General features: G+C 45.7%; 16 protein-coding genes. 9 read left to right on the top strand and 7 right to left on the bottom strand.

The annotated features are described in order from the left end of the window. Positions 1-75: 75 nt before the first annotated feature. The 3 genes from QUA80_RS24300 (at position 76) to QUA80_RS24290 (ending at position 6,357) form a co-directional block, all read left to right on the top strand. Positions 76-1,515, top strand: a complete 1,440-nt coding sequence (locus QUA80_RS24300) for an MFS transporter (RefSeq protein ID WP_333427578.1) — start codon at positions 76-78, stop codon at positions 1,513-1,515. A 634-nt stretch (positions 1,516-2,149) separates the two neighbouring features. After that, positions 2,150-4,930: a phospholipase effector Tle1 domain-containing protein gene (locus QUA80_RS24295; RefSeq protein ID WP_333427577.1), complete on the top strand. Its 2,781-nt coding sequence runs from the start codon at positions 2,150-2,152 to the stop codon at positions 4,928-4,930. A 224-nt stretch (positions 4,931-5,154) separates the two neighbouring features. Continuing rightward, positions 5,155-6,357, top strand: coding sequence for a catalase (locus QUA80_RS24290; protein ID WP_333427576.1), 1,203 nt, complete (start codon positions 5,155-5,157; stop codon positions 6,355-6,357). A 311-nt stretch (positions 6,358-6,668) separates the two neighbouring features. Here the strand turns inward: QUA80_RS24290 and rpsD are convergent, their stop codons facing one another. Both rpsD and QUA80_RS24280 read right to left on the bottom strand, forming a co-directional pair. Continuing rightward, positions 6,669-7,277: a 30S ribosomal protein S4 gene (gene rpsD / locus QUA80_RS24285; RefSeq protein ID WP_333427575.1), complete on the bottom strand. Its 609-nt coding sequence runs from the start codon at positions 7,275-7,277 to the stop codon at positions 6,669-6,671. Between the two features lie 42 nt (positions 7,278-7,319). Next, a complete protein-coding gene (locus QUA80_RS24280; protein ID WP_333427574.1) occupies positions 7,320-7,622 on the bottom strand; it encodes a hypothetical protein in 303 nt (100 codons plus the stop codon). Between the two features lie 46 nt (positions 7,623-7,668). Between QUA80_RS24280 and QUA80_RS24275 the strand changes: the two genes are divergently transcribed. Next, positions 7,669-8,100 carry a hypothetical protein gene (locus tag QUA80_RS24275; protein ID WP_333427573.1) on the top strand — a complete coding sequence of 144 codons (432 nt, stop codon included), beginning with the start codon at positions 7,669-7,671 and terminating at the stop codon, positions 8,098-8,100. Between the two features lie 144 nt (positions 8,101-8,244). Further along, positions 8,245-8,592 carry a rhodanese-like domain-containing protein gene (locus QUA80_RS24270; RefSeq protein ID WP_333427572.1) on the top strand — a complete coding sequence of 116 codons (348 nt, stop codon included), beginning with the start codon at positions 8,245-8,247 and terminating at the stop codon, positions 8,590-8,592. 15 nt (positions 8,593-8,607) lie between these two features. Here the strand turns inward: QUA80_RS24270 and QUA80_RS24265 are convergent, their stop codons facing one another. Then, the gene (locus QUA80_RS24265) at positions 8,608-10,419 is read right to left on the bottom strand and encodes an AAA-like domain-containing protein (protein WP_333427571.1); all 1,812 of its coding nucleotides are present in this window, start codon (positions 10,417-10,419) and stop codon (positions 8,608-8,610) included. Between the two features lie 302 nt (positions 10,420-10,721). Here QUA80_RS24265 and metK point away from each other — a divergent pair, with 302 nt between their 5' ends. The 4 genes from metK to QUA80_RS24245 all read left to right on the top strand — a co-directional run bounded on the left by metK (position 10,722) and on the right by QUA80_RS24245 (position 18,369). After that, positions 10,722-11,984 (top strand): methionine adenosyltransferase, encoded by a 1,263-nt coding sequence (gene metK / locus QUA80_RS24260; RefSeq protein WP_333427570.1) that lies wholly within the window; start codon positions 10,722-10,724, stop codon positions 11,982-11,984. 200 nt (positions 11,985-12,184) lie between these two features. Then, positions 12,185-13,357: a family 10 glycosylhydrolase gene (locus QUA80_RS24255; RefSeq protein WP_333427569.1), complete on the top strand. Its 1,173-nt coding sequence runs from the start codon at positions 12,185-12,187 to the stop codon at positions 13,355-13,357. Between the two features lie 559 nt (positions 13,358-13,916). Further along, on the top strand, positions 13,917-15,833 hold the full coding sequence (locus QUA80_RS24250; protein WP_333427568.1) for a HEAT repeat domain-containing protein: 1,917 nt from the start codon (positions 13,917-13,919) through the stop codon (positions 15,831-15,833). A 574-nt stretch (positions 15,834-16,407) separates the two neighbouring features. Beyond that, positions 16,408-18,369 carry an ATP-binding protein gene (locus QUA80_RS24245; protein ID WP_333427567.1) on the top strand — a complete coding sequence of 654 codons (1,962 nt, stop codon included), beginning with the start codon at positions 16,408-16,410 and terminating at the stop codon, positions 18,367-18,369. A 113-nt stretch (positions 18,370-18,482) separates the two neighbouring features. On the opposite strand, the gene QUA80_RS24240 is transcribed toward QUA80_RS24245, so the two are convergent. The 4 genes from QUA80_RS24240 to QUA80_RS24225 form a co-directional block, all read right to left on the bottom strand. Further along, a complete protein-coding gene (locus QUA80_RS24240; RefSeq protein WP_333427566.1) occupies positions 18,483-19,070 on the bottom strand; it encodes a hypothetical protein in 588 nt (195 codons plus the stop codon). Further along, the gene (locus QUA80_RS24235) at positions 19,045-19,680 is read right to left on the bottom strand and encodes a hypothetical protein (RefSeq protein WP_333427565.1); all 636 of its coding nucleotides are present in this window, start codon (positions 19,678-19,680) and stop codon (positions 19,045-19,047) included. Before QUA80_RS24235 ends, QUA80_RS24240 begins: the two co-directional genes overlap by 26 nt. 4 nt (positions 19,681-19,684) lie before the next feature. Next, entirely contained in the window at positions 19,685-20,506 is an 822-nt protein-coding gene (locus QUA80_RS24230) for a TIGR04255 family protein (protein ID WP_333427564.1), read from the bottom strand. A gap of 777 nt (positions 20,507-21,283) precedes the next feature. Continuing rightward, positions 21,284-21,526 (bottom strand): ISAs1 family transposase (locus tag QUA80_RS24225; protein WP_333427563.1); only part of this gene is annotated, 243 nt, incomplete at its 5' end.

The following is a 21,526-nucleotide window of genomic DNA, read 5'->3' as shown; positions in this document are numbered from 1 at the left end:
CAACTAAGTTTCCAATCGAAGTCTAGGTAATTCCTAAGTAAATTCAGTCTTTCGCAATCTAAAATCTAAAATTTTATGACTATGGTTGAACCAGTTGCAGAGTTAAATCAACCTCTATCTCTTCAGACTGCAGAAATAGTAGACCCGAAAATATTTCAGCTCGTTCTCTCTCCAAAAATAGCTCTCAAATTTTCCAAAAAAGACGTTCGATCGACCCTGAAAGCCTCAACTCTAGACGGCGTTTTTGCCAGTGTCTTCGAGTCGGCGACCGCCGGCGTGCTGCTGAGCAACTTCTTGCTGCAACTCGGTGCCAGCAGCGTGGAAATAGGTATATTCTCTGCTATTCCGATGGTGGTAAATCTCCTGCAACCATTAGGAGCCTACTTTGCAGACCGCACAACCAGTCGCTACTGCTACAACCTAGGGATATTCGGCGTGTCTCGGCTGCTGTGGCTGGTGCTGGCGGTGGCAATTGTTTGGGGTTCCCAGCACGCAGACTCCCACCAACTGCTGCTGTGGACGCTGGCAACCGTCCTAGCAGCTAGCGTGTTGGGAGCTTTTGCCAGTGCTAACTGGTTTAGTTGGCTTGCCGCCGTGGTTCCTCACCGTTTGCGGGGACGCTATTTTGGCTTTCGCAACAGTGCTACGAGTTTGATTAGTTTGCTGGGAGTGCCGCTTATGGGAATGTCTGTGTCAACTTGGGGCGCAAATCCAATTTTGGGCTACGGTGTTGTTTTATTGGTGGGTGTTTTGGCGGGAATGATTAGTTTGGGGTGTCAATCGTTCATGGTTGATGTGAATCCGCAGGTATACAAAAAAGATGCACAGAGCGATCGACTTACAGAGAAAAAAGAAAAGCCAGTAACAGATTTTGTCCCTTCTGTACTCAAAAATTATAATTTTTTAATGTTTATTCTTTACTTCAGCATCTGGACATTTGCAGTTAATCTCTGCGCGCCTTTTTTTAATATCTACCTGCTGAAAGAATTAAGCTTGGATGTGAGTTTGGTAACGATTTACGGCAGCTTGAGTTCCGGGGCAAATCTACTGCTGCTGATGTTTTGGGGCAAGTTGGCCGATCGCTTGGGAAATCGCCCCCTGCTAATTGCGGTGGGGCTGGTGGTGGCGATAACGCCTTTGCTGTGGTTGGGTGCGGGCAATTACCCGTTTGCGGTTTGGGTGTGGCTGCCGCTGCTGCATATGCTGGGGGGAACGACTTTAGGGGCGATCGGCTTGTGTACTAACAATATTCAAATGGAGATAGCGTCGATCGAGCAACCTTCGACTTATTTTGCGATCGCCGCAGCAGTTTCGGGAGTAGCTGGGGCTTTGGGAACTACTGCAGGCGGGTTTGTTGCCGAACTTCCCGGCATGAGTTTGGGAGCACTGTTTGCCCTCTCGGCTGCTGTGCGCCTGATTGGCCTTGTGCCTTTGGTTTTGGTGCGAGAACCCCGCAGCCAGTCGCTGCGGTCGATCGTCCCTACTTTTGGACGCTTCAAATTTAACCGGAGCTAGAAAATTTTTCCACAAATTTACCGATCGAGAAACCAGAAAAGCCCACAGATTGTTAAAAACTTCAAGCACATCGCAGAAAATCTGAGAGTGGCTGCAACAAATTTTAGTCCAAAACACAGTCCAAATCTGCTATCTGTTCGGCGAATACCTCACCATTATCTTGCAGCTAACTGACAAATCGATAAGATATAGCTGTTGTAAAAACTGACCAGACAGAGTGTCAATCTGTTTAAATGTTTGTTAGCTATGCCATCCGATCGTTACTCATGTTAGGAGAATCAAGCATTTTCCCAGAACCAAACCTACTATTTCACGCTCTGAATTTTTTACGTTTTAGGAGAATCGAGCATTTTTTCAGAACCTAACCTACTATTTCACTCTGTAAAATTTTCAATTAAGAAATATAAATAAATTTCACATTTTAATACAGCCAACTAGACTAGATGCTGTTTTGAGACTAATATCCGGAGAATCGAAATAACTCAAGATTGCCCAACAAAATCGTAATTTCGTCGAGCAAGAAATTAGGAGGGCTTGCCAGAGGCGACCCAAAAAGGGGAACGAGCAATCTCAAGTAACCGATTAGCAATTACAGCTCGCCATCAAATCTCAAATTCAAAAAGAGAATATAAAAATGACGCAACCAGGGAAACGTCTGATCGTTTGCTGTGATGGAACTTGGAACAAACTAGATACTCAGTGCCCAACTAATGTGGTTAGGCTTGCCCAGGCCGTGAAACGGACGGCCAGCGACGGGGTTCCGCAGATCGTGTTTTATGACGAGGGAATTGGAGTAGACAGTAACAAGATTGTGGGCGGAGTCACTGGGCTGGGAATCGATAAAAATATACAAGATGCCTATCGTTTTCTTTCTTTCAACTACGATCGCGGTGACGAAATCTATCTATTCGGGTTCAGTCGCGGTGCTTACACAGTCAGGAGTCTAGCGGGGATGATCTATTGCTCCGGTCTCCTATCCCGCCGTTATGTTACCAAGGCATCAGAAGCTTACGAGCTTTACCGTAACCGAGGCATTAAACCAAATGATGAGGAAGCAAAGAGGTTCCGCAAAGAAAACGGCAAAGATCGGGGCGATCGCGTCCCGATTACCTTGCTTGGTTGTTTCGACACTGTTGGAGCCCTTGGTATTCCTCTTGTACCCGGCTTGAAGAAGTATGAGGAACCGCTCAAAAAAAGGTACAAATTCCACGACACCACTTTAAATAAGGATATTGAGAATGCGTTGCACGCCGTGGCGATCGACGAAATTCGCGAAGTGTTTGATGTTACCCTGATGAAGAAAAATCCTGATGCCCCCAAGCAGAAGCTTCGTCAAGTTTGGTTTCCAGGCGAGCATGGCTGCATCGGCGGCGGTACGCCAGAATACCGCGGGTTATCAGATACTGTCTTGAAGTGGATGTTGGATCAAATCAGTGACTTGGAATTGAAGCTTGAATTCGACCCAGAGGCCATTAAAGATATCCAGCCTAATTATAAGGTTCCATTTCAAAACAATCCTGGGTTCTTCAAATTGGCAGGAATCAAGTTGCGCGAGGTGGGGGAGACCATTGAGGATCTTCATGAAAGCGCGATCGAGCGTTTTCAAAGCCTAGACATTCAGTACCGCCCCAAGAATCTAGAACCGCTTTTATTATCTCATAAACCCTTAAAACCAATTGCAGAGGATAAAGAACACTCGATCGAGAGCCCGGAATTGAGCCGCGGCCATCAATCAAATCTACAAGAACCCAAACGAGAAACAATTATGCCTTCAAAAAGAGACACATCAAGAGACGGGCAGAAAAACAAAATCGAGACTTTGCTTTTAACTAAATTCAAGCCGTTTTGGAACTTGATTCAAAAGAACGAGGGGCTGAGCAAAAAAGTCAACAAAACTGTGATTAACAATGCCATATTAAAAATTCCCACTCGCCCCTATCCGTTTAGTACCATGTCTCCCTACACATCTTGGGAGTCATTAAACGATCGCTCTTATTCGGGACTTCATCTACCGCCTACTGATTGGAAGCCATTAGTACCGGGGAAAAACTACATAGGGGTTAATTTAAGCCCCACAGATAATTTTGAAAAGAATCTCCCGCCTATTAAGGATTTGGAAGTCTTGTACCGCAAAAAAGAAGGGAAGACGAAATATTCGCCCAAATCCTCTCTTATGTTCCCCTATTTCGTGCAATGGTTTACCGACAGTTTCCTGCGAACCGATCGACTGGATCAGCGCCGAAATAGTTCCAACCACCAAATCGATCTGTGTAACGTCTATGGGTTGAACGCAAATATTACTCGCCTGCTGAGGTCTTATCAAGGAGGCAAGCTAAAAAGCCAAATTCTCAATGGCGAAGAATATCCTCCTTTTTACTATGATGATAACGGACAGCCTAAGGAAGAATTCAAAGGAATTCCCCATCAAATAGTCGGTGAATACGACGAGAAAAAATCCGATAAAATCCCCCCTGAAAAAAGACAAAAATTATTTGTAATGGGGATAGAGTTAGAGCGTGTCAATGTGCAAGTTGGCTATGTAATGCTCAACGTTCTTGGCTTAAGAGAACACAATCGCGTGTGCGACCTCTTAGCAAAGAATTATCCAACTTGGGATGACGAACGCCTTTTCCAAACCGCCAGAAATATCGTGATGGCGGAGTTTCTGAAAATTGTGCTTGAGGATTATATCAATCACATTACTCCCTATCACTTCCAATTCTTCGTCGATCCCCCAGCATTTATTGATGAAAAATGGTATCGCACCAATTGGATGTCGGTAGAATTTACTTTAGTTTATCGCTGGCATAGTATGCTGCCAGATCGGCTAATTTATAACGGGAAAGAAATGCCTATGCCCGAGTCGATGTGGAACAATGATATGATTATAAACAAGGGTTTGGGAGCTATGTTTGAAGAAACTTGTTCCCAACCAGCAGCGCAACTGGGTTTATTCAATACGCCTGAGTTCCTAATTCCAACCGAGACAGCCAGTATTCGTGCAGGTCGTGCAGCCAAATTAAGAACCTACAACGATTACCGCGAACTGTGCAAGTATCCGCGGGTTACAGATTTCAATCAAATTACTGCCGATGAAGATGTCCAAAAAGAATTGAAACGATTGTACGGTCACGTAGACAACATTGAGTTGTATGTGGGACTCTACGCAGAAGATTTGCGGCCAAATTCAGCCTTACCTCCTTTAGTCGGACGACTGATAGGAATTGATGCCTTTTCTCAAGCTTTCACCAATCCTCTATTAGCCGAAAATGTCTTCAATCCAGAAACTTTTTCACCTGTAGGCTGGGAAGAGATTAGGAATACCAAGACCCTCTCGCAGGTGCTGAACCGTAATGTTCCTGGCGGTAAAGAGTACAAAGTTTCTTTTTATAATGAGGGTTGGAAACCAGTTTAGAGCCTTGCACGGTTCATGGTATTGTAAAAATTAGGCAATTAACCATGAACCATCAACAATCAACAAACCAAGCTTGATATCAATTCCGATTGCACGATCGACATGATAGTTCGGACACGGCGAGAGCCTAAGTCCCTACCCCGATTAATTGTAGGGACTTAGGCTCTCGCCGTGTCCTGATGGTTCGACACCGATCGCCCTAATCAGCTTTTCAAAGGTTATTTATGAACAAGAAGTTATTTACCGAATATCCCGAACAGGACGAACGCAAATATTACGATCTTTTGGTTGAGCAGGCCAAGCTTCGGATGGATAATCTTTACGGGAATACCGATCGGGCGCTGCGAGATACTCACGCCAAAACTCATGCGTGCGTTAAAGGAACTCTGGAAATTTTTGACTTTGATGAGGAAGCGATTAAACGGGAATTGGGCAAACGCGCTTCGTTAACTTCTTCGCAACTCAATGCGATTTCCCTTAAGCAAGGTTTGCTAGCAAAACCCAAAGAATATCCTGTTTGGTTGCGATTTGCTAACGGGGCTACCAAAGTATACCCCGATTACCAAAAAGATTCCCGCTCAATGTCAGTGAAAGTGATGGGGGTGGAAGGGGAACGGCTGGCGCAAAGCCACGAGTCAAAAACCCAGGACATCATTGTTCACAATTCAGAGATATTTGTGAGCCAAACAATCAAAGACTACTACGGCTTTTTTTCTGCTCTGGTTGAATCACCAGAGACATTGAAAAAGTGGCTAATTCGACATCCCAGACACTTTATAGCGGTCTCGACGCTTACGGGTAGCCGGACTCCGAAGAGTTTGCTAACAGCCAAATATTGGAGCGGTTCACCCTCTGCTTTGGGTCTCTATCCCGATTTCGATCCCTCTGGGCCTGGTTTAGTTCCTGTCGAATATCCTGCTGTAATTAAGTATGGGTTTACTCCGGTTTCAAGCAAACCGCCGCACGAGATGATTCCAGAACAATCTCGACCGGGAATTCCTAAAATTCCCTTTGTCGATCGCGCTAAAGCCTTGCGTTTAGATCCCAATCAACCAGACAATTATTACCGGGACGATCTAATTCAAGCCTTGGCGAAACCTGATGCCCAATACTGGTGGGCTTTTGGCATCCAGTTCCAAACTAGCCTAAAAATGCCGATCGACGATGGCATCAATGTCTGGAAGGAAAAGGATTCGCCCTTCTTGAGAGTAGGTCGTCTCACCGTCAAGCATCAGATTGTTGATTGTGAAAAACAATCTGATTTCAACGAAAACCTGAGATATTCTCCCTGGAACGGCTTAGCAGTTCATCGTCCTGTAGGTGCGATCAATCGGATACGCGGTGTTGTTTACCCCGTTGTAGCGAATTATCGCCTTCAAAAGCGAGGTCTCGTCCACCACGAACCAACCGGAGAAGAAACATTTTAAGGGAAAAATTTGAGGCTGGGACATCATTTAATGCCATCAGGCAGGTGTCGTCCGAGCAAATGGCAACTGAAGGAAGTTAACAAGCGAAACCTTCAAAAAATCCCATCCCTTTTTAGAGGGTGGGATTTTTGAAAATTATTAATTTTGAGTCCTCAGTCCTCAGTCCTCAGTTTTGTGCCAGTAGAAATTGATTAACCCCCGTAGGGACGCGGCGAAAGCCTTTGTCCCTACTTGATAAACCTGGAATACGCTGTAATAACTCCACCTTCAACCAACTGATGAGTAATAACCAACGACTGATGATTAATAACTTAGGCTTGCCGCGAGTAGTATTCCACCACTAGCAGTTCGTTAATCTGTAGAGCAATCCACTCGCGTTCGATAACGCCATTAACTTTGCCAACCAGTTTTTGCTTGTCAAATTCCAAGTGATTGGGCAAGTGAGCCAAGCCTGGGTCTTTGAGATTCGTTTCAACCATTGTGCGCGATCGCTCTCTATTTTTCACCGCAATCACATCGCCAGGCTTGCACTGATAGCTGGCAATATTGACTTCACGGTCATTGACAGTTATGTGACCGTGATTTACCAATTGTCTGGCGGACGGAATGGTTGGAGCCATTCCCATCCGAAACACAGTATTGTCCAAGCGCATTTCCAAAAATTGCAGTAACACTTGACCTGTGGAGCCCGTGACACGGCGGGCTTTGCGGACGTAACGGAGCAGTTGGCGTTCCGTCACACCGTAATTGAAACGGAGTTTTTGCTTTTCTTGCAAGCGAACAGCGTACTCAGAGAGCTTTTTGCGGTTTTGACCGTGCTGTCCGGGCGGATAATCTCGTCTGGGAGTTTTGCGGGTTAGACCCGGCAACTCTTTCAGACGACGGACGATTCTCAATCGGGGGCCTCGATATCGAGACATTTATTTTCCTCTCTAATATCTGTATGCAATTTTATGCAGACTCTATATTATATGTTTGTAACGGTCAAAATTCCAACAAAGATCGATAAAAAAACGATCGACCGCAGCGCGATCCATAATGTGCGGTAAATTCTGAAGGAAAAGCCGATCGGTCGCCCCACTCAGCCCAAAAAAACTCACTACTCGATCTGCCATGCACAACCGCAATTTTTCGAGCACTTGTTCCCCAAAGCCAGCATCAACAGGCTCAAGCCCTATCGGGCGCTGGATTTTGGCTTTCGGCACGCAGCTAGCAGCACTCGGTTTGTTAGCCACAGCACTGCCAATCTCGCCAGCCTCAGCCATCACTATTAGAATTCCTCGCAATAGGAATCCCTATCGCGTCTGCGCCTTGGAACTAATCGAAGCGGGAGTGGGGGCAGAGACAGCCGCCGCTGCTTGTGCGGACGCGCTCCGCCCCCGCGACATATCTAAATGCGCTCTCCAAATCAACCGCAAAACCAATATTTCTGGTGTCGAAGCGCTCTCTAGCTGTCGGCGGGTGAGGCGTCCCAACGAATTGGCTACTTGCGTAGTGAATATTAACGGCAAAAGTCGAACTCAACCTGCGGCTCCGCTGGTAGTGCTCGATGGATGCCGCCGCAGTTTATTGCCACAACAGTTTTCTGAATGCGTAGTCGGTTTGAGCGGCAGGCTCGACTTTCCCACTGACAGGTTAATCGCCACTTGTCTTGACCCGAGAGACAGCGTGAGCCAGTTGGACGGGCGTCCTGCACCTACCCCTCCTGTGGAGCTAATTCCACCGCCTTCGCCCCTCAATTAATCACTGTTAACAGTTGACTGTTGACTGTTAACTGTTAACTGTTAACTGTTGACTGTTGACTGTTGACTGTTAACAATCTCAAATCTCAAATCTCAAATCTCAAATCTCAAATCGATTGACTGATGACTACTTTTTTATAATCAAATGTCAGAATTTTTTGCTCAAATTACAGTCGAAGAATTAGGTCGCCAATTAGCAGAAACCAATGCTGAGAAATTGCAGCTTGTAGACGTGCGGGAACCATACGAAATAGAACTCGCGGCGCTGCCGGGATTTGTAGCTTTTCCGCTGAGCGAGTTTGCCCAATGGTCCGGTGAAATTGACGACCTACTCGATCGCGACACGGAAACCCTAGTTTTGTGCCATCACGGAGTGCGATCGGCTCAAATGTGCCACTGGTTAGCCGAGCGAGGATTTACCAACGTTAAAAATATCGTTGGCGGCATCGATGCTTACTCACTCGCGGTCGATCGAACTATCCCACGTTATTAACACCAAATCCAGTTTTCAACTATCCTGTATTCTACGGTCTGCCTCTGCCGATTTTGTATGCGTGCTCGCGTTGCTGAGCGACTTAAAGTCGCCCTCGATGTAATTAACAGGGGCAAATCTAAAATTCAAAAGCGTACTGAGAGTAGACCGATCGCGCCCCTGCTTTTTCGAGTAGTAAAGAGCCTCATCAGCCGCCAGTACCAGCGTTGCCACATCATTTTCCGGCCCCGGAATGACACTAGCAATTCCCAAACTAATCGTCAGCATAGAATTAGGCAAACAGTCAACTATCGAAGGTTTAAAAACAATATTCAAAGCTTTAACTTGCGCTCTAATTTTTTCAGCAACAACCAGAGCCGCCGACCCATCAGTTTCAGGTAAAATCACAGCAAACTCCTCGCCCCCGTAGCGAGCAGCTATCTCAGCAGGATGCTCGAGCGATCGGCTAATTGCCTGAGCTACCAATCGCAAACAATCATCTCCCCGTTGATGTCCGTAGGTATCATTGTAAATTTTGAAATAATCAATATCGCACAAAATTAAAGATATAGGAGAACCCCTGCGAGCCATGTGCTTCCATTCAGCTCGCAGACAACTGTCGAAGTACCGTCTATTGCCAATTTGAGTAAGTTCATCCACATTCACCAAAGCTTGTAGCCTTTCATTTTCTTGCTGCAACTCCTCAAAACCAACCACCGATAAATTGTCCTCGCACAACTTTTGCCATTTAAAATACAAGCGATATAATTTACAAGACACGCGACAGTTATCTCCCTCTAATTTTACCAGTCCCATACTGTCTAACTGATATGCGATTAAAGGTTCTAGACGAATGCTATTTTTAGCAGCAACAACCTTTTGGAGCGCGGAGGCCAGTTTTGGGTGCTGTTGGAGGAAGAACGAGTGATTTCTTAGGTGGTCGCTATAAATTCCGGTTTGAGTAGGAGCCGCTTTTAACAGTTGATTTAACTCTACTTGAACCCAATCCTTACCTCGATTATTTACCTTCTCACGCAGGGAATTTTGTTGTAGCGAAATTGCCAGGTAATAGAGCGCTAAATGAACTAAATAAGGATGTCCCCCTACCATGTTCATTAATTGCCCGACGGGATAGCTGTCGCTCCATTCCAGTCCGTGTCGCCTCGCCAACTCTTGCACTTGTTCGGGAGTAAACTCTGACAGTTTAATTGGCAGCCCTACATTGAATGGAGATTGGTTGATACTCAAAGAAATATTGATTCTTGTCGAGTGAATTACTGCTATACGGAGTTTTTTCCAAATTTCAAATTGTCGAGATTGTTCGTACCAAGAACGCAGGAGCGGCAGGAATTCTTGAGCAATATGGGGGCGTTCAAATACTAGATTTACTTCATTTAGTACCAAGAGAATAGGACTATCAATTTTTGCGAGCAAATAGTTTTCAAAATAAATAGTGCAGCTTACCTTGCTGCCCATATCTTCATCCCAAAAATCATCGAGATGTGGTTCTAGTTTGAGTTGCCTCGCAGCATTGACACAAAGCCAGCGCAAAAATTTATCTAAGCCAGCAAAAATTGCTTCATCGGCCTGCTGAAAATCTACCGTGACAGTGGGGTATCCCCGCACTGTCGCCCCGTGAATTATCCGCAGCATCAGAGAACTTTTACCCATTTTTTTGGGAGCTTTAATGCGAACGAGGCCTCCGGGTTTGCTAATTTCTGCACAGGCCTGGGCTTCGGCCCCCGAGCGATCGATATAAAATGGAGAGTCAAGCGGTATTGGACCGCCGGGAAATTCTAGGTCGGCAACTGTTTGGATTAAGTTTGGTGATTTTTGGACTCCTGCCATAGTCGTTCCGCAAGGCGATACCCTGACTGTATCTTACCTTTGTCAGGTTAGGAGGTAGACGAGCGGTGTCCGAAATCGATCGACAATCCTACAAAATCTAAGTTTTTAGGGACTTCCCGGAACTGACTTTGCTATAGTAGTGTCACTTTACCCAATGTCACAACCTGCTTCAACACGGCTCTGCAGACCGACAAAAATTCGACGGTAGCCCAGACCCGATCGTTCTTGGCGTTTACCGGAAAAATAACTCGTCGGTAGTCGATGTCGCGCAGGAAAAGCCCCCATCAAAGGAGAAATAATCATTGTCACGCCGCTACCTGTTTACCTCTGAATCGGTCACTGAAGGCCATCCCGATAAAATCTGCGATCAAATTTCAGATACGATTTTAGACGCCTTACTGACTGAAGACCCCAAAAGCCGCGTCGCAGCCGAAGTTGTCGTCAACACGGGCTTGATGCTGCTGACGGGCGAAATTACCACTAAAGCTCAGGTAAATTACATAGAATTAGCGCGGAAAAAAATAGCCGATATTGGCTACATCCACGCTGACAACGGCTTTTCTGCCAATAGCTGCTCGGTGTTGGTGGCTCTTGATTCTCAGTCTCCCGATATTGCTCAAGGGGTGAATGCAGCCCACGAAAGCCGGGAACAATCGAGTGAAGAGGAATTAGACGCCATTGGAGCAGGCGACCAAGGCTTGATGTTCGGCTTTGCTTGCAACGAAACGCCGGAATTGATGCCTCTGCCGATCAGTTTAGCGCACCGGATTTGCCGTCAACTGGCAGCAGTCCGCAAAACCGGTCAGTTATCTTACCTGCGTCCCGACGGCAAAAGCCAAGTTACAGTAGTCTATGAGGACGGCAAACCCGTTGGCATAGATACGATTTTAATTTCTACGCAGCACACCGAAACGATCGGCGACATCACAGAAACGGCCGCAGTTCAAGCCAAGATCAAAGAAGACCTTTGGACTGCCGTCGTCCAACCCGTGTTTGCCGATATTAACGTGAAGCCGGATGCAGAAACTCGCTTTCTTGTCAACCCCACCGGCAAATTTGTGGTCGGCGGACCTCAAGGAGATTCGGGTTTGACGGGCCGCAAAATTATTGTAGATACCTACGGCGGCTATTCGCGTCACGGCGGCGGCGCTTTTTCTGGGAAAGACCCCACCAAGGTAGACCGCAGCGCGGCTTATGCTTGTCGCTACGTTGCTAAAAATATCGTGGCGGCTGGTTTGGCCCAAAAGTGCGAAGTGCAGTTGAGTTATGCGATCGGCGTTGCCCGGCCTGTTAGCATGATGATCGAAACTTTTGGCACTGGGAAAGTTGATGACGATCGCCTTTTGGAAGTTGTGAAGCAGCATTTTGAACTGCGTCCTGCAGGCATCATTCAGGCATTTAACTTGCAGAATTTGCCTGCTGAAAGAGGCGGCCGTTTCTACCAAGATGTGGCGGCTTACGGTCACTTCGGGCGCACTGATTTAGACTTGCCTTGGGAACAAACAGATAAGGCCGAACTCTTGAAAGAAGCTTTGAGCCAGCAGTTGTCTGCTGTCGGTGGATAGTACAATTTTGGGGTGCGCGCTGCGCACCTTATCCATAAATAATATCGGGTGCTACGAATCAAGGTAGGGTGCGCATTGCGCACCTTATCCATAAATAATATCGGGTGTTCTTCGGCGCATCTTATCCATAAATAATATCGGGTGCTACCAATTAATAACGTAGCGGGCGCAGCGCCCACCTTACAACAAAAAAAGAATAAATGCGATTTTTCACACCTTTTCAATCAGCAATTCGCAGTTTTGCCTCTTCGATCCAACAGCGGTTGGTGGCTGGATTTTCTGCACCAAATTCAGCAGCGCTGCCAAGTTCGTTTCCGGCTGACAAGGCTGCTGGAATTCGGGGCGTTTGGATACCCAATACTGACTGCAAAGTTCTCACATCAAAAGAGCTAATTGCTGAAGCCATGGACTTTCTAGCCGATACGGGATTTAATACCGTTTTTCCTATAGTTTGGAACCAGGGTTTTACGGCTTATCCTTCTCAAATTATGCGAGAAAAATTTGGGGTGGAAATTGACTCGCGCTATCAAGGTCGCGACCCCTTAGCAGAAATATGCGTTGAGGCAAAAAGAGTTGGTTTAAAAGTGATTCCTTGTTTTGAATACGGATTTGTGAGTTCTTACAATAGCAAGGGCGGTCATTTGCTGGCGAAAAAACCTGAGTGGGCCGCCCGTGATTCCAGCGGCAATTTACTTAAAAAAAATAACTTTGACTGGATGAATTCTCTTGACCCTGAAGTGCAAGACTTTGTGCTGGGATTGATGCTGGAAGTTGCTAAGAATTATCCGGTAAACGGCGTTCAAGGAGACGATCGCATTGCGTTTCCGGTAGAAGGCGGTTACGACGAAAAAACCGTTAAATGCTATCGAGAACAGTGCGGTAGAGAAGCACCGTCGGATTGCAAAGAGCAACATTGGTTGCAGTGGCGTGCAGATATTATTACTGAGTTTGTGGCTCGTTTGCACCGAGAAGTGAAAGCTATTAATCCCGATTTGTTGCTATCGATGTCGCCGAGTCCTTATGACTGGGGACTGGTGGAATATTTGCAAGATTCTAAAGCTTGGGTTGACAAAAATTTGGTCGATATGCTTCACCCGCAGTTTTATCGCCGCGATTTTAACGCTTACAAACAATTGGTAGATAAAATGATTGAGAGACAGCTTAGCGGGCAGCAAGTAAAGTGCGTGTCGCCCGGGATTTTGTTGACGAATCGAGGCAGCAAATATAGCATAACTCCCGAACTGTTGTTGCAAGTAATTGCTTACAACCGATCTCGCGGGATTCAGGGAGAAGTGATGTTTTTTTACGAAGGTTTGCGAGATAACGGTAACGCTTTGGCTGAGGTTTTGAAAAAAGGGCCCTATGCTCGTTGAGAAATTATCCCGAAATCAAACTGTTTCCGGTTGCCTGCAGTCAATCGATTTTAGGTTTTAGATTTTAGATTTTAGATTCAACAATTGAAGCATTGACTTGCGCGAGATAAATTCGGGGGCTTGTATCCTGGATGCTTGATTGTCAACCGAGCCGATCGCTATTTCAAACCAAGTTGGTATAAAATAAGATGTTGCACAATTCTCAACAAGCTTTGATTAACACGCAAGATACCTGTGAAGCGAAGAGTGAATTTTCTCGCTTCACCGGCTTCTTGCCTGTTGCTGACAATGGTGCAAGATGTGAGTATAAAATGATATAGCAGAGTTAGGCTATCTAAAAACCCAGCGATGCCAATCAGCAAGCGCTACTAATTGTCAAGCCGATCGCCCAAAGAAACCCGATAATTAATAATTGGGGAGTTGCAAAAATAGTGGAATGAGACATATTTTAGAAGTGGTGCAAGCTTTTTTGAGAAATAGCGTTTTGCAGGCGCCATATTTTTTTAAGACAGTTTAAAAGAGCAATTTCCAGCGCTCGCCAAAATATTAGGATAAATCAGTGAACTCAGCAGCAACACTCATCCAACAGCTACCCGAGCTCAGCGATGCTCAATTCCATCAAAAATATTTGAAACAAAAACAAGGGATGCGAACCTTGGCGACTATATTGCCGCAAGTAGAACAGCAAAGTCTGGCTTTGCGGGCAGTAAAACTAGCTCTAAAAGTAAATTTAAAACTCGGGTCGAAGCTAGCAGGAACGGTAAAGCCAGAATTTCAAACAGCCACCATAAAATTAATCGAAAAAATCCCAACTTCGCCGCTGCTCAAAATTCAACTGCTGGCCCTAACAAGTTCCGATCGGGCAATTCCGATCTTGGCGGCCGCATTGAACCACAAAGACAGCGCAGTCCGCCTTCATGGCATTCGGGCGATCGGGAAAATCGGCTCCGAGGCGGCAGTAATTCAATTAGCCCGATCGCTCGAATCCGAAGATTCCCAAATGCAAGCTTGGGCCGCTTGGGCTTTAGGAGAAATTAACTCGAAACCAGCCGCCGCAGCACTGCTGAAAGCCCTCAAACACCAAAACTCCCGGGTGCGCGCCCGGGCTGTTTGGGCCTTGGGCAAAATTAAACCGAAAACAGCAGTCCCCGCGCTGCTGAAAGCCCTCAAACACCAAGACTCCGAGGTGCGCTGGCGGGCGGCGGTCAACTGCGGGAAAATCGGCGTCTCTGAGGTAGTTCCCGGGCTGCTGAATGCCCTCAGAGACTCGAATCACATCGTCCGCGCTAGGGCTGCGGCGGCTTTGGGAAAAATCGGCCATTGTGAGGCAGTACCCGGCTTAGTAGAATTGCTTCACGACGATCCAGACTCCTATGCAGTTTCTTTGAGGGCCGCCGAGGCCTTGGGACAAATCGGCACGGAAACGGCTGTGGCAGGTCTGGTACAAGCCCTCAACCATGAAGACTCAGACGTGCGCGGCAGTGCAGTTTCTGCCTTGGGGGAAATCAGCAGCGAGGTGGCGGCGGCGGCGGTAATGCGATCGCTCTCGGATCGGGACATTTTCGTGCGCGGCAGGGCTGCGGTTGCCCTCGGGAACATCAATACCGAGGGAGATGCTAAATTGCAAAAAATGGTGGTCGCGGGACTGGCGATCGCGATTGGCGACAGCGAATCTTATGTCCGATGGAGAGTTGCTGATGCTTTGGGGCAAATTCCGACAGAGGAAGCTGTAGCAAGTTTGGTGCAGATGCTGGGGGACGAAACCTCTGGAGTGCGCCAAAAGGCTATTAAATCCCTCGGTCAAATTGGCTCAGCGGCGGCTGTTTTGGCTCTGAAAACAGCTTTAAACCGCGAATTTGCTGACGTTCGCGCGCTGGCTGCCCAATACTTGGCGGATGTCAGCACTGAGGCAGAAACAGTTGATTTTCAATCATCAGTTGCCGCAGATTTATCGGATCGAAAATTGCCGAAAATCCTGATTGCTTCGGAAGCAGAAGCCAGCGAATACATTGTCGATCGCGCTGTGCGGCGCCAGATCGAATACCTGATCTCGATCGGCAGTCCGGGTGTTCCCAAACCCAAAAATTTTCATCAAATCCCGAACCGAATGTGCCTGGAGTTTAACGACCTCGAAACCCCCGTTGACGACCCCGATCAAATCTTGCCTACCCTTGAGGATGTGCTGAAAATTATTGACTTCGCCCTCAAAATGTCATCGCAGGGAGGCAGTTTGCTAATCTGCTGCCAAAGTGGGATCGGCCGTTCAACTGCCACAGCTTTGATTGTTTGTGCTGCGCTGTTGGGTCGCGGCAAAGAACCGGAAGCTTGGGCAGTTGTGCTCGCCGCCAGACCCCAAGCCAAGCCGAATCGCTGGATGGTACACTTGGCGGATGAAGCTTTGGGTAGAGACGGTAAGCTAGCACTGGCGATCGAATTGACCGCCGCCACTCCAGAACTCGCAATTGCCAACAGTTGACTGGCAGAAACCCAGTTTATTTTGGTAAACCCTACAGTTATACTCAATAAACGACACTTGACCTCAGACTTGTCTTTGCGGGGCAACGATGCCAACAGTCGATCGCCAGGGTGCAAAATTTCGATCTGCTGCTGCATTTGTGACATTCTGTGCTACAAAGTCGTCGGATGCTCAACAAAAACCGTCAAGCAATCGTCGCATTGCTGGCAGCAAAACTCCAAAGCTGAGGAATCGGGTGCATTGTCAACAGACAATATCAGCTTGGGGGATCTCACAGGCAAAACCCATCAGACAGAATTTTCTGGCTGTAACGTTCCATGCGGGGATAATTCACTGCCTGGATAAATTTTTATCTATTTTGCCTGCTGCAGACTTTTACGAGTCGAAAAAGTAATTTGGCAACAGCCATCAACAGCCTAATTATCTATTAGACATCAACCGAATTTAAGTTTATCCTCGGACTCGACAAGAGTTTTAGATACTTTTTCGCCGATGTCTACTAGAAAATAGACAAGCTTTTCCGTTTGGAGAATTTAAGAGCGTGGTAAATTTTAACAGAATACAGCGATTGCATATGTCAAAAATTAACTTGCTCAACAAAACAGGGGACGCAGCAAGTCTATCGGTTGCCGTTTGCGAAGGCAAAGCCGAAGTAAATTCCGACTTAGCACCATTTAATCAGCAGGAAAAACCTGTAGGAACGCCAAAGGTTAACCCAAAAAATAGCAATGTAGGTAAACTGATGCCGCTCTTTATTTCGGGACAAGTGAGTTCTGTAGAAGCCGCAATCCCAAAAACATTCAGCCGAGATTTTGTCCAAAAATTATCCTTAAAAATAAGCAAAAGTTGGCCATTTACAATTGGTAGTTGGCCTATCCATCAAAAAATTGGTGGCGGGTATTTGCTGGCAATAGGAATCGGTTTTATTGGCTCCCTGAGTGGACTGGTAATCGCCGATTACTACCAAGGACAAGGAGTAAACCAACTCAATGATGCTCACCTGCAAGCCCAATTGTTGAGCAATTTTAAAGATGCAGCGATGGCGGCGCAATTGCAAGGAACACAGCTAGATGCTTTTGTAGACAACTCAGCCCAACTACAACTGCAAAAAGAGCAGTTAGTCGCAAGCGTTACTAAGGCAAAAAACCTGCGCTTGCGCATAGAAAAGTTTGCTGACAGCCAACCCGCTTGGCTGGCAGCCAAGCCGGAAGTTCTCAAAAATTTACTGCAAGAGTGCACGGAAGATTTAGAATCCTACGCCGATACTCTCAAGTCAACTTTGCAGCAAATCCAGCAATCCCAACTGTCGCCTCTGGAGATAGAGTCTGCCCGAAAATTGTTGGCTAGAGAAAGCGGAGAAGGTGTCAAACAGCTCAACAAAAGCCTTGAGGAATTGAGCAAAATCCTCGATATTGCCCAGCAGCAAGAGGGGCAAGGGGGTGAAGTGATGGAAGACGCCCAAGGAATGGAAAAAGCCATAATTATTATTAGTATGCTGCTGTCGGTAGTGGTGGCGGGAATTGTGGCTTGTCGCACCAGTCGGGCGATCGCCAAACCTGTTATCAGCGTCACTCAGGTGGCCCAACAAGTAGCCGCCGAGTCTAATTTTGACTTGCGAGCCCCCGTCACGGCACAAGGCGAAATAGGCTGTCTGGCTGTCTCTCTCAATCACTTGATTGAGCGAGTTTCGGAACATACAAAAGAATTGAAACAAGCTAAGGAAGCAGCCGTCACCGCTAACACTGCTAAAAGCCAGTTTTTAGCAAACATGAGCCACGAATTGCGGACGCCTTTAAATGCGATTATCGGCTACAGTCAACTACTTTCAGAAGATGCCCAAGATGCGGGATTTCATGAGTTTGTACCCGACTTGCACAAGATTCAGAAGGCGGGTACGCACCTGCTATCTTTGATTAACGATATCCTCGATTTGTCAAAAATTGAAGCCGGGGGGATGAAACTCCAAATCGATGAGTTTGACATCGAATCCCTGGTTGACAATGTTGCGGGCGCTGCGAAACCTTTCATAGAAAAGAATGGAAATGTTTTAGAAATAGAGTGCGATCGAACTGCTGGTATCATGCACGCAGATTTCAAAAAAGTGCGCCAGGTTTTGATGCACCTGCTGAGTAATGCTGCTAAGTTCACCAAAAACGGCAGGGTGAAATTGAGTGTCAGGCGCATTGAAGGAAGGGGCAAATTGAATGCAGGGCGATCGGCGATTGACGATTCAATGCCTGCCGATGAAAATCCTTCTGCGGCGATCGCTTGTCCCCTGCTGAATGTTGAAGAGTCGGATTGGATTTGTTTATCTGTTCAGGATACCGGAATTGGAATGTCGGAAGAACAACAGCACAAATTGTTTGAAGCTTTTGTGCAAGCTGACTGTTCGTCAACCCGACCTTACGACGGCGCGGGATTGGGGCTGACACTCAGCCGCTACTACTGTCACATGATGGGCGGCGAGATTTTGGTAGAAAGTCAAGAGGGAAAAGGGTCTATTTTCACTGTACGCATACCGGCGGGAAACGGCTAATCAGGCGCTCTAGATCCCCGACTTCTTAAAAAAGTAGGGAATCGCGGTATTCTGTTACCACGTATTTCTTAGTAGGAACTGTTTAAGATATCCAGTGATTTGAGATTGAGATATTACCAAATCTTTTTTATTCCCGTAGGCAGGCCGACTCGCATGAAGAATCTAGCAAAAGCTTGAGATAAATGCTCGCGGTAGGGAGGAAGTAAACGAAGCCTAGATTGATCTCTGCTTTGCAATAGAGATTCAATAAAAGTACGCGGTAAAGTGTATACATCATGAAAATCAACTATACGGTGAGTTAATCTCAGTTCCCCAATTTCTCCCTCATTAAGCATTGCCAGATTCCAGATGTATCCATTCTTGATATCCTCGCAATATCTTCCCCAGGCTTTGGAATTCGGATTTTGACTCGCATCTCTCATCGCCTGCTCCCAGTCCTCCTTATACTGACTTAGTGAGAAATGGGGACAGATGATTACATTTTCTACTTTCCTATTTTCTAAATCACATCCTTGGGTCATTACCACAGCATCAATCTCATCTGCCTCAACTAATGACTTGAGTATTTCAACTTCTGGGTTAATTGCTGGCTCAATATGTTTAGAAGCCCAACGAACCACAGGACAATTGAGAATAATGTCTCCCTGTGTTAATTCAACACTTGCTTCTACCGCCTCATACCACAGCTTGTTCGTCATCATCTTCGAGTCGGTAGCTATCGATTATAATATTAGGTTTCCAAGTGGAAAGCTTATTTGTTTTGACTTCAATTTCTTTGCGAAATAAAACTTGATGCTGATGAGGTACAACAAATACGCCTCTCCAAAATGGTTCTTCTTCATCTGCTTCCAAATCAGCATCTGCTTCAAGCTTTTGAAGTTTAGGTGGCGAGGGTAGAACTGCTTTTGACACGGGATTTGTGGAAGGGGTTAAAAATTTTCCACGCCTCGCGCTTGCTAATTTCTTAACAAAATCAACATTCTGTCCAACAATAGCTCGAGCCAAGTCATGTACAGCTATATCATCAGATCTCAGTTCTTCAGATTGCTCATCAATGGTTCTAAGTTCGTATGGTTGAGGTCTCAAAAATACGGTAACACAACCTGTAAGATGTGGAGAAAGATAATAGCTCTTAGCACCACTATCGATATCTTTAGGTGAGGCTGGTCGTAACGAATGTACCGAACAAACCGGAGCAATAGGACGAGAGGGAAATTTTTGTCCCTGTCGTTTTTTGAAAGGTGTTGCAACAATTGCAAACTCTTCTTGTTCCTGGTAAATTGTTTCAGCTTGTGACAAAATTGTAGCCATAATTTTATCCCTTCCGCTGCCAAATTTTTGTTTGAGTCTCCCGATCTGTCAAATCAGCAAATGCACATACGATCCACTCATGTGCTATGTCAAACCAATTTTGTAATCTCTCCCGCGAAGTGTAATTTCCAATGCCTCGTACAGTAAGCTCGAACAAAAGAGTTGGCTTTTCATTAAGAATGATTGGCTTGACTGATGTGTGCAATCTACCAAGTTCATCAGGTAAATCGAAAACTGTAGACCAGCTAATACTTTGAGGATGAGCGAGAAACCTTGGAGAATTTGCTTTCCAGCTAATATCTGGAAAAATATTACCAATATCTTCAACTGTCAACCAAGCCTGTCCTTGTGGAATTTGGTTAACATAAGTTAGCTCGTATTGGAGTGGTTGAATGTTTCCTAGTTCAGCCTCCGCTAAGAAGTCATCAAAGCTAGCCAGATGAGCTTGAAAATTACTAATCAGATTGTCATACCTCGGATATTCGCTTTCTACGCTAACCTTTCTCCAATTATGAATAAATCGATCTCGCTGAATCTGAATAATTCTTGTCTCATCTTCGCTGATAAACCAAACTCTAGGTAACGGCACAATGTTGGTGAGTTCCAATTGTGGCTCAACATTGCGATCGTCAAATATCTCGACTCTTTGTGGGATCGGAACAACATCATCACAAAATGGATATTCAGGCTGAAATCTTTGCCATAACAACCCGATATGAGGAGAAAGCAGTCCCTCTAGAGATGCAAACATCACACTACAAGCCACTTCTATAACGGGTGGCCGATCGTAAGACGGTAGTTTTCCGGTGTCTGCTCCGAGTGTCACATTAACTGTCCCATTTACTCAGTTCACTGATACACAGATTATACTTTACGATCCCGACTAGCTCAAGCGCCAGCAGATTCATACAGTACAGCTTACCATCCGGGTTTTGTTAGTTAAGGAGAGACACACAAAGGGTCTGGGGCTTCTTAAGTGCATATAGTCAGGCATCTTATTTATTTTACCTGGGTTCTCTTCATCCTGAATCTGTCTTATGCCCAAATGCTTCACCCTCGCCATTGGGGGCGATCGAACAGAAAGATTTTGTTAGGCAATTTTTGTTAACTAAAAATTATTCATCCTATGTATAATTCCACTATATCTTGAAGCTAGTAATAACTCTATTTCTTCTGGATATTGCATTGCAAAACCACATTGACACTTAATCAGGTATCCGGTATTCGATGCCTGGCAACTCCCCTTTGTCAAGTTGTTCAATGACCAGGGTAAACGCATCTAAATTAAGTTGACAGAAAATCATTTTTGTGCATAATTTTTTTTTAAAAAAACCATTCTTAAAACTCTTAAATCTGATGCAATTAACCCAGTTAAAATCGAGCTTTAAGAACTTCTGAAGTCTCAAAGCTGAATCAATTTAGATCGGGAATCCGTTTGAGTTTCGAGCGTTAGCTGGCAGAGTCTAAAATTTGAACTAAATAATTATTATCCATTCCCGCCAGATACCGCTTCATTTTTAAACTTCCTTTAAATCCTTTTTCCTGTTTCAGTAAATTGACAGCTAAACGACGTAGAAGAGCAAAATTTTCAGGAGAATGCTCTTTACGAATGCGACTCTTGTCTGAGCGAAAAAGTAACATCCAATGTCCAATGTAAGCTATTTTCAATACCCCAATGACTGCGAATTGCTTGAGAAATCTTCTCGGCATTACTGCCTAAACTACTTAAATAAAACCGAACTTCTGTGGTAGTTTTATTCCATAAACGTCTTTCACTTACGACCATCACAACCGTTTTTAATCCAGTCCATAATGATTGATTATGAAGAGGTGGCAACTCCGAAAC

The organism is Microcoleus sp. F4-D5, assembly GCF_036704885.1.
Classification (GTDB): Bacteria; Cyanobacteriota; Cyanobacteriia; order Cyanobacteriales; family Microcoleaceae; genus Microcoleus.
Note: the sequence above shows the minus strand (reverse complement) of the source record. Positions and strands in the feature narration are given on the sequence as shown.

Coding starts and splice junctions, on each gene's coding strand:
- QUA80_RS24300 (WP_333427578.1), top strand. CDS start 76: ATGACTATGGTTGAACCAGTTGCAGAGTTAAATCAACCTCTATCTCTT.
- QUA80_RS24235 (WP_333427565.1), bottom strand. CDS start 19,680: ATGGCTACAATTTTGTCACAAGCTGAAACAATTTACCAGGAACAAGAA.
- QUA80_RS24255 (WP_333427569.1), top strand. CDS start 12,185: ATGCGATTTTTCACACCTTTTCAATCAGCAATTCGCAGTTTTGCCTCT.
- QUA80_RS24265 (WP_333427571.1), bottom strand. CDS start 10,419: ATGGCAGGAGTCCAAAAATCACCAAACTTAATCCAAACAGTTGCCGAC.
- rpsD (WP_333427575.1), bottom strand. CDS start 7,277: ATGTCTCGATATCGAGGCCCCCGATTGAGAATCGTCCGTCGTCTGAAA.
- QUA80_RS24280 (WP_333427574.1), bottom strand. CDS start 7,622: ATGGCTGAGGCTGGCGAGATTGGCAGTGCTGTGGCTAACAAACCGAGT.
- QUA80_RS24245 (WP_333427567.1), top strand. CDS start 16,408: ATGTCAAAAATTAACTTGCTCAACAAAACAGGGGACGCAGCAAGTCTA.
- QUA80_RS24270 (WP_333427572.1), top strand. CDS start 8,245: ATGTCAGAATTTTTTGCTCAAATTACAGTCGAAGAATTAGGTCGCCAA.
- QUA80_RS24295 (WP_333427577.1), top strand. CDS start 2,150: ATGACGCAACCAGGGAAACGTCTGATCGTTTGCTGTGATGGAACTTGG.
- QUA80_RS24240 (WP_333427566.1), bottom strand. CDS start 19,070: ATGATGACGAACAAGCTGTGGTATGAGGCGGTAGAAGCAAGTGTTGAA.
- QUA80_RS24290 (WP_333427576.1), top strand. CDS start 5,155: ATGAACAAGAAGTTATTTACCGAATATCCCGAACAGGACGAACGCAAA.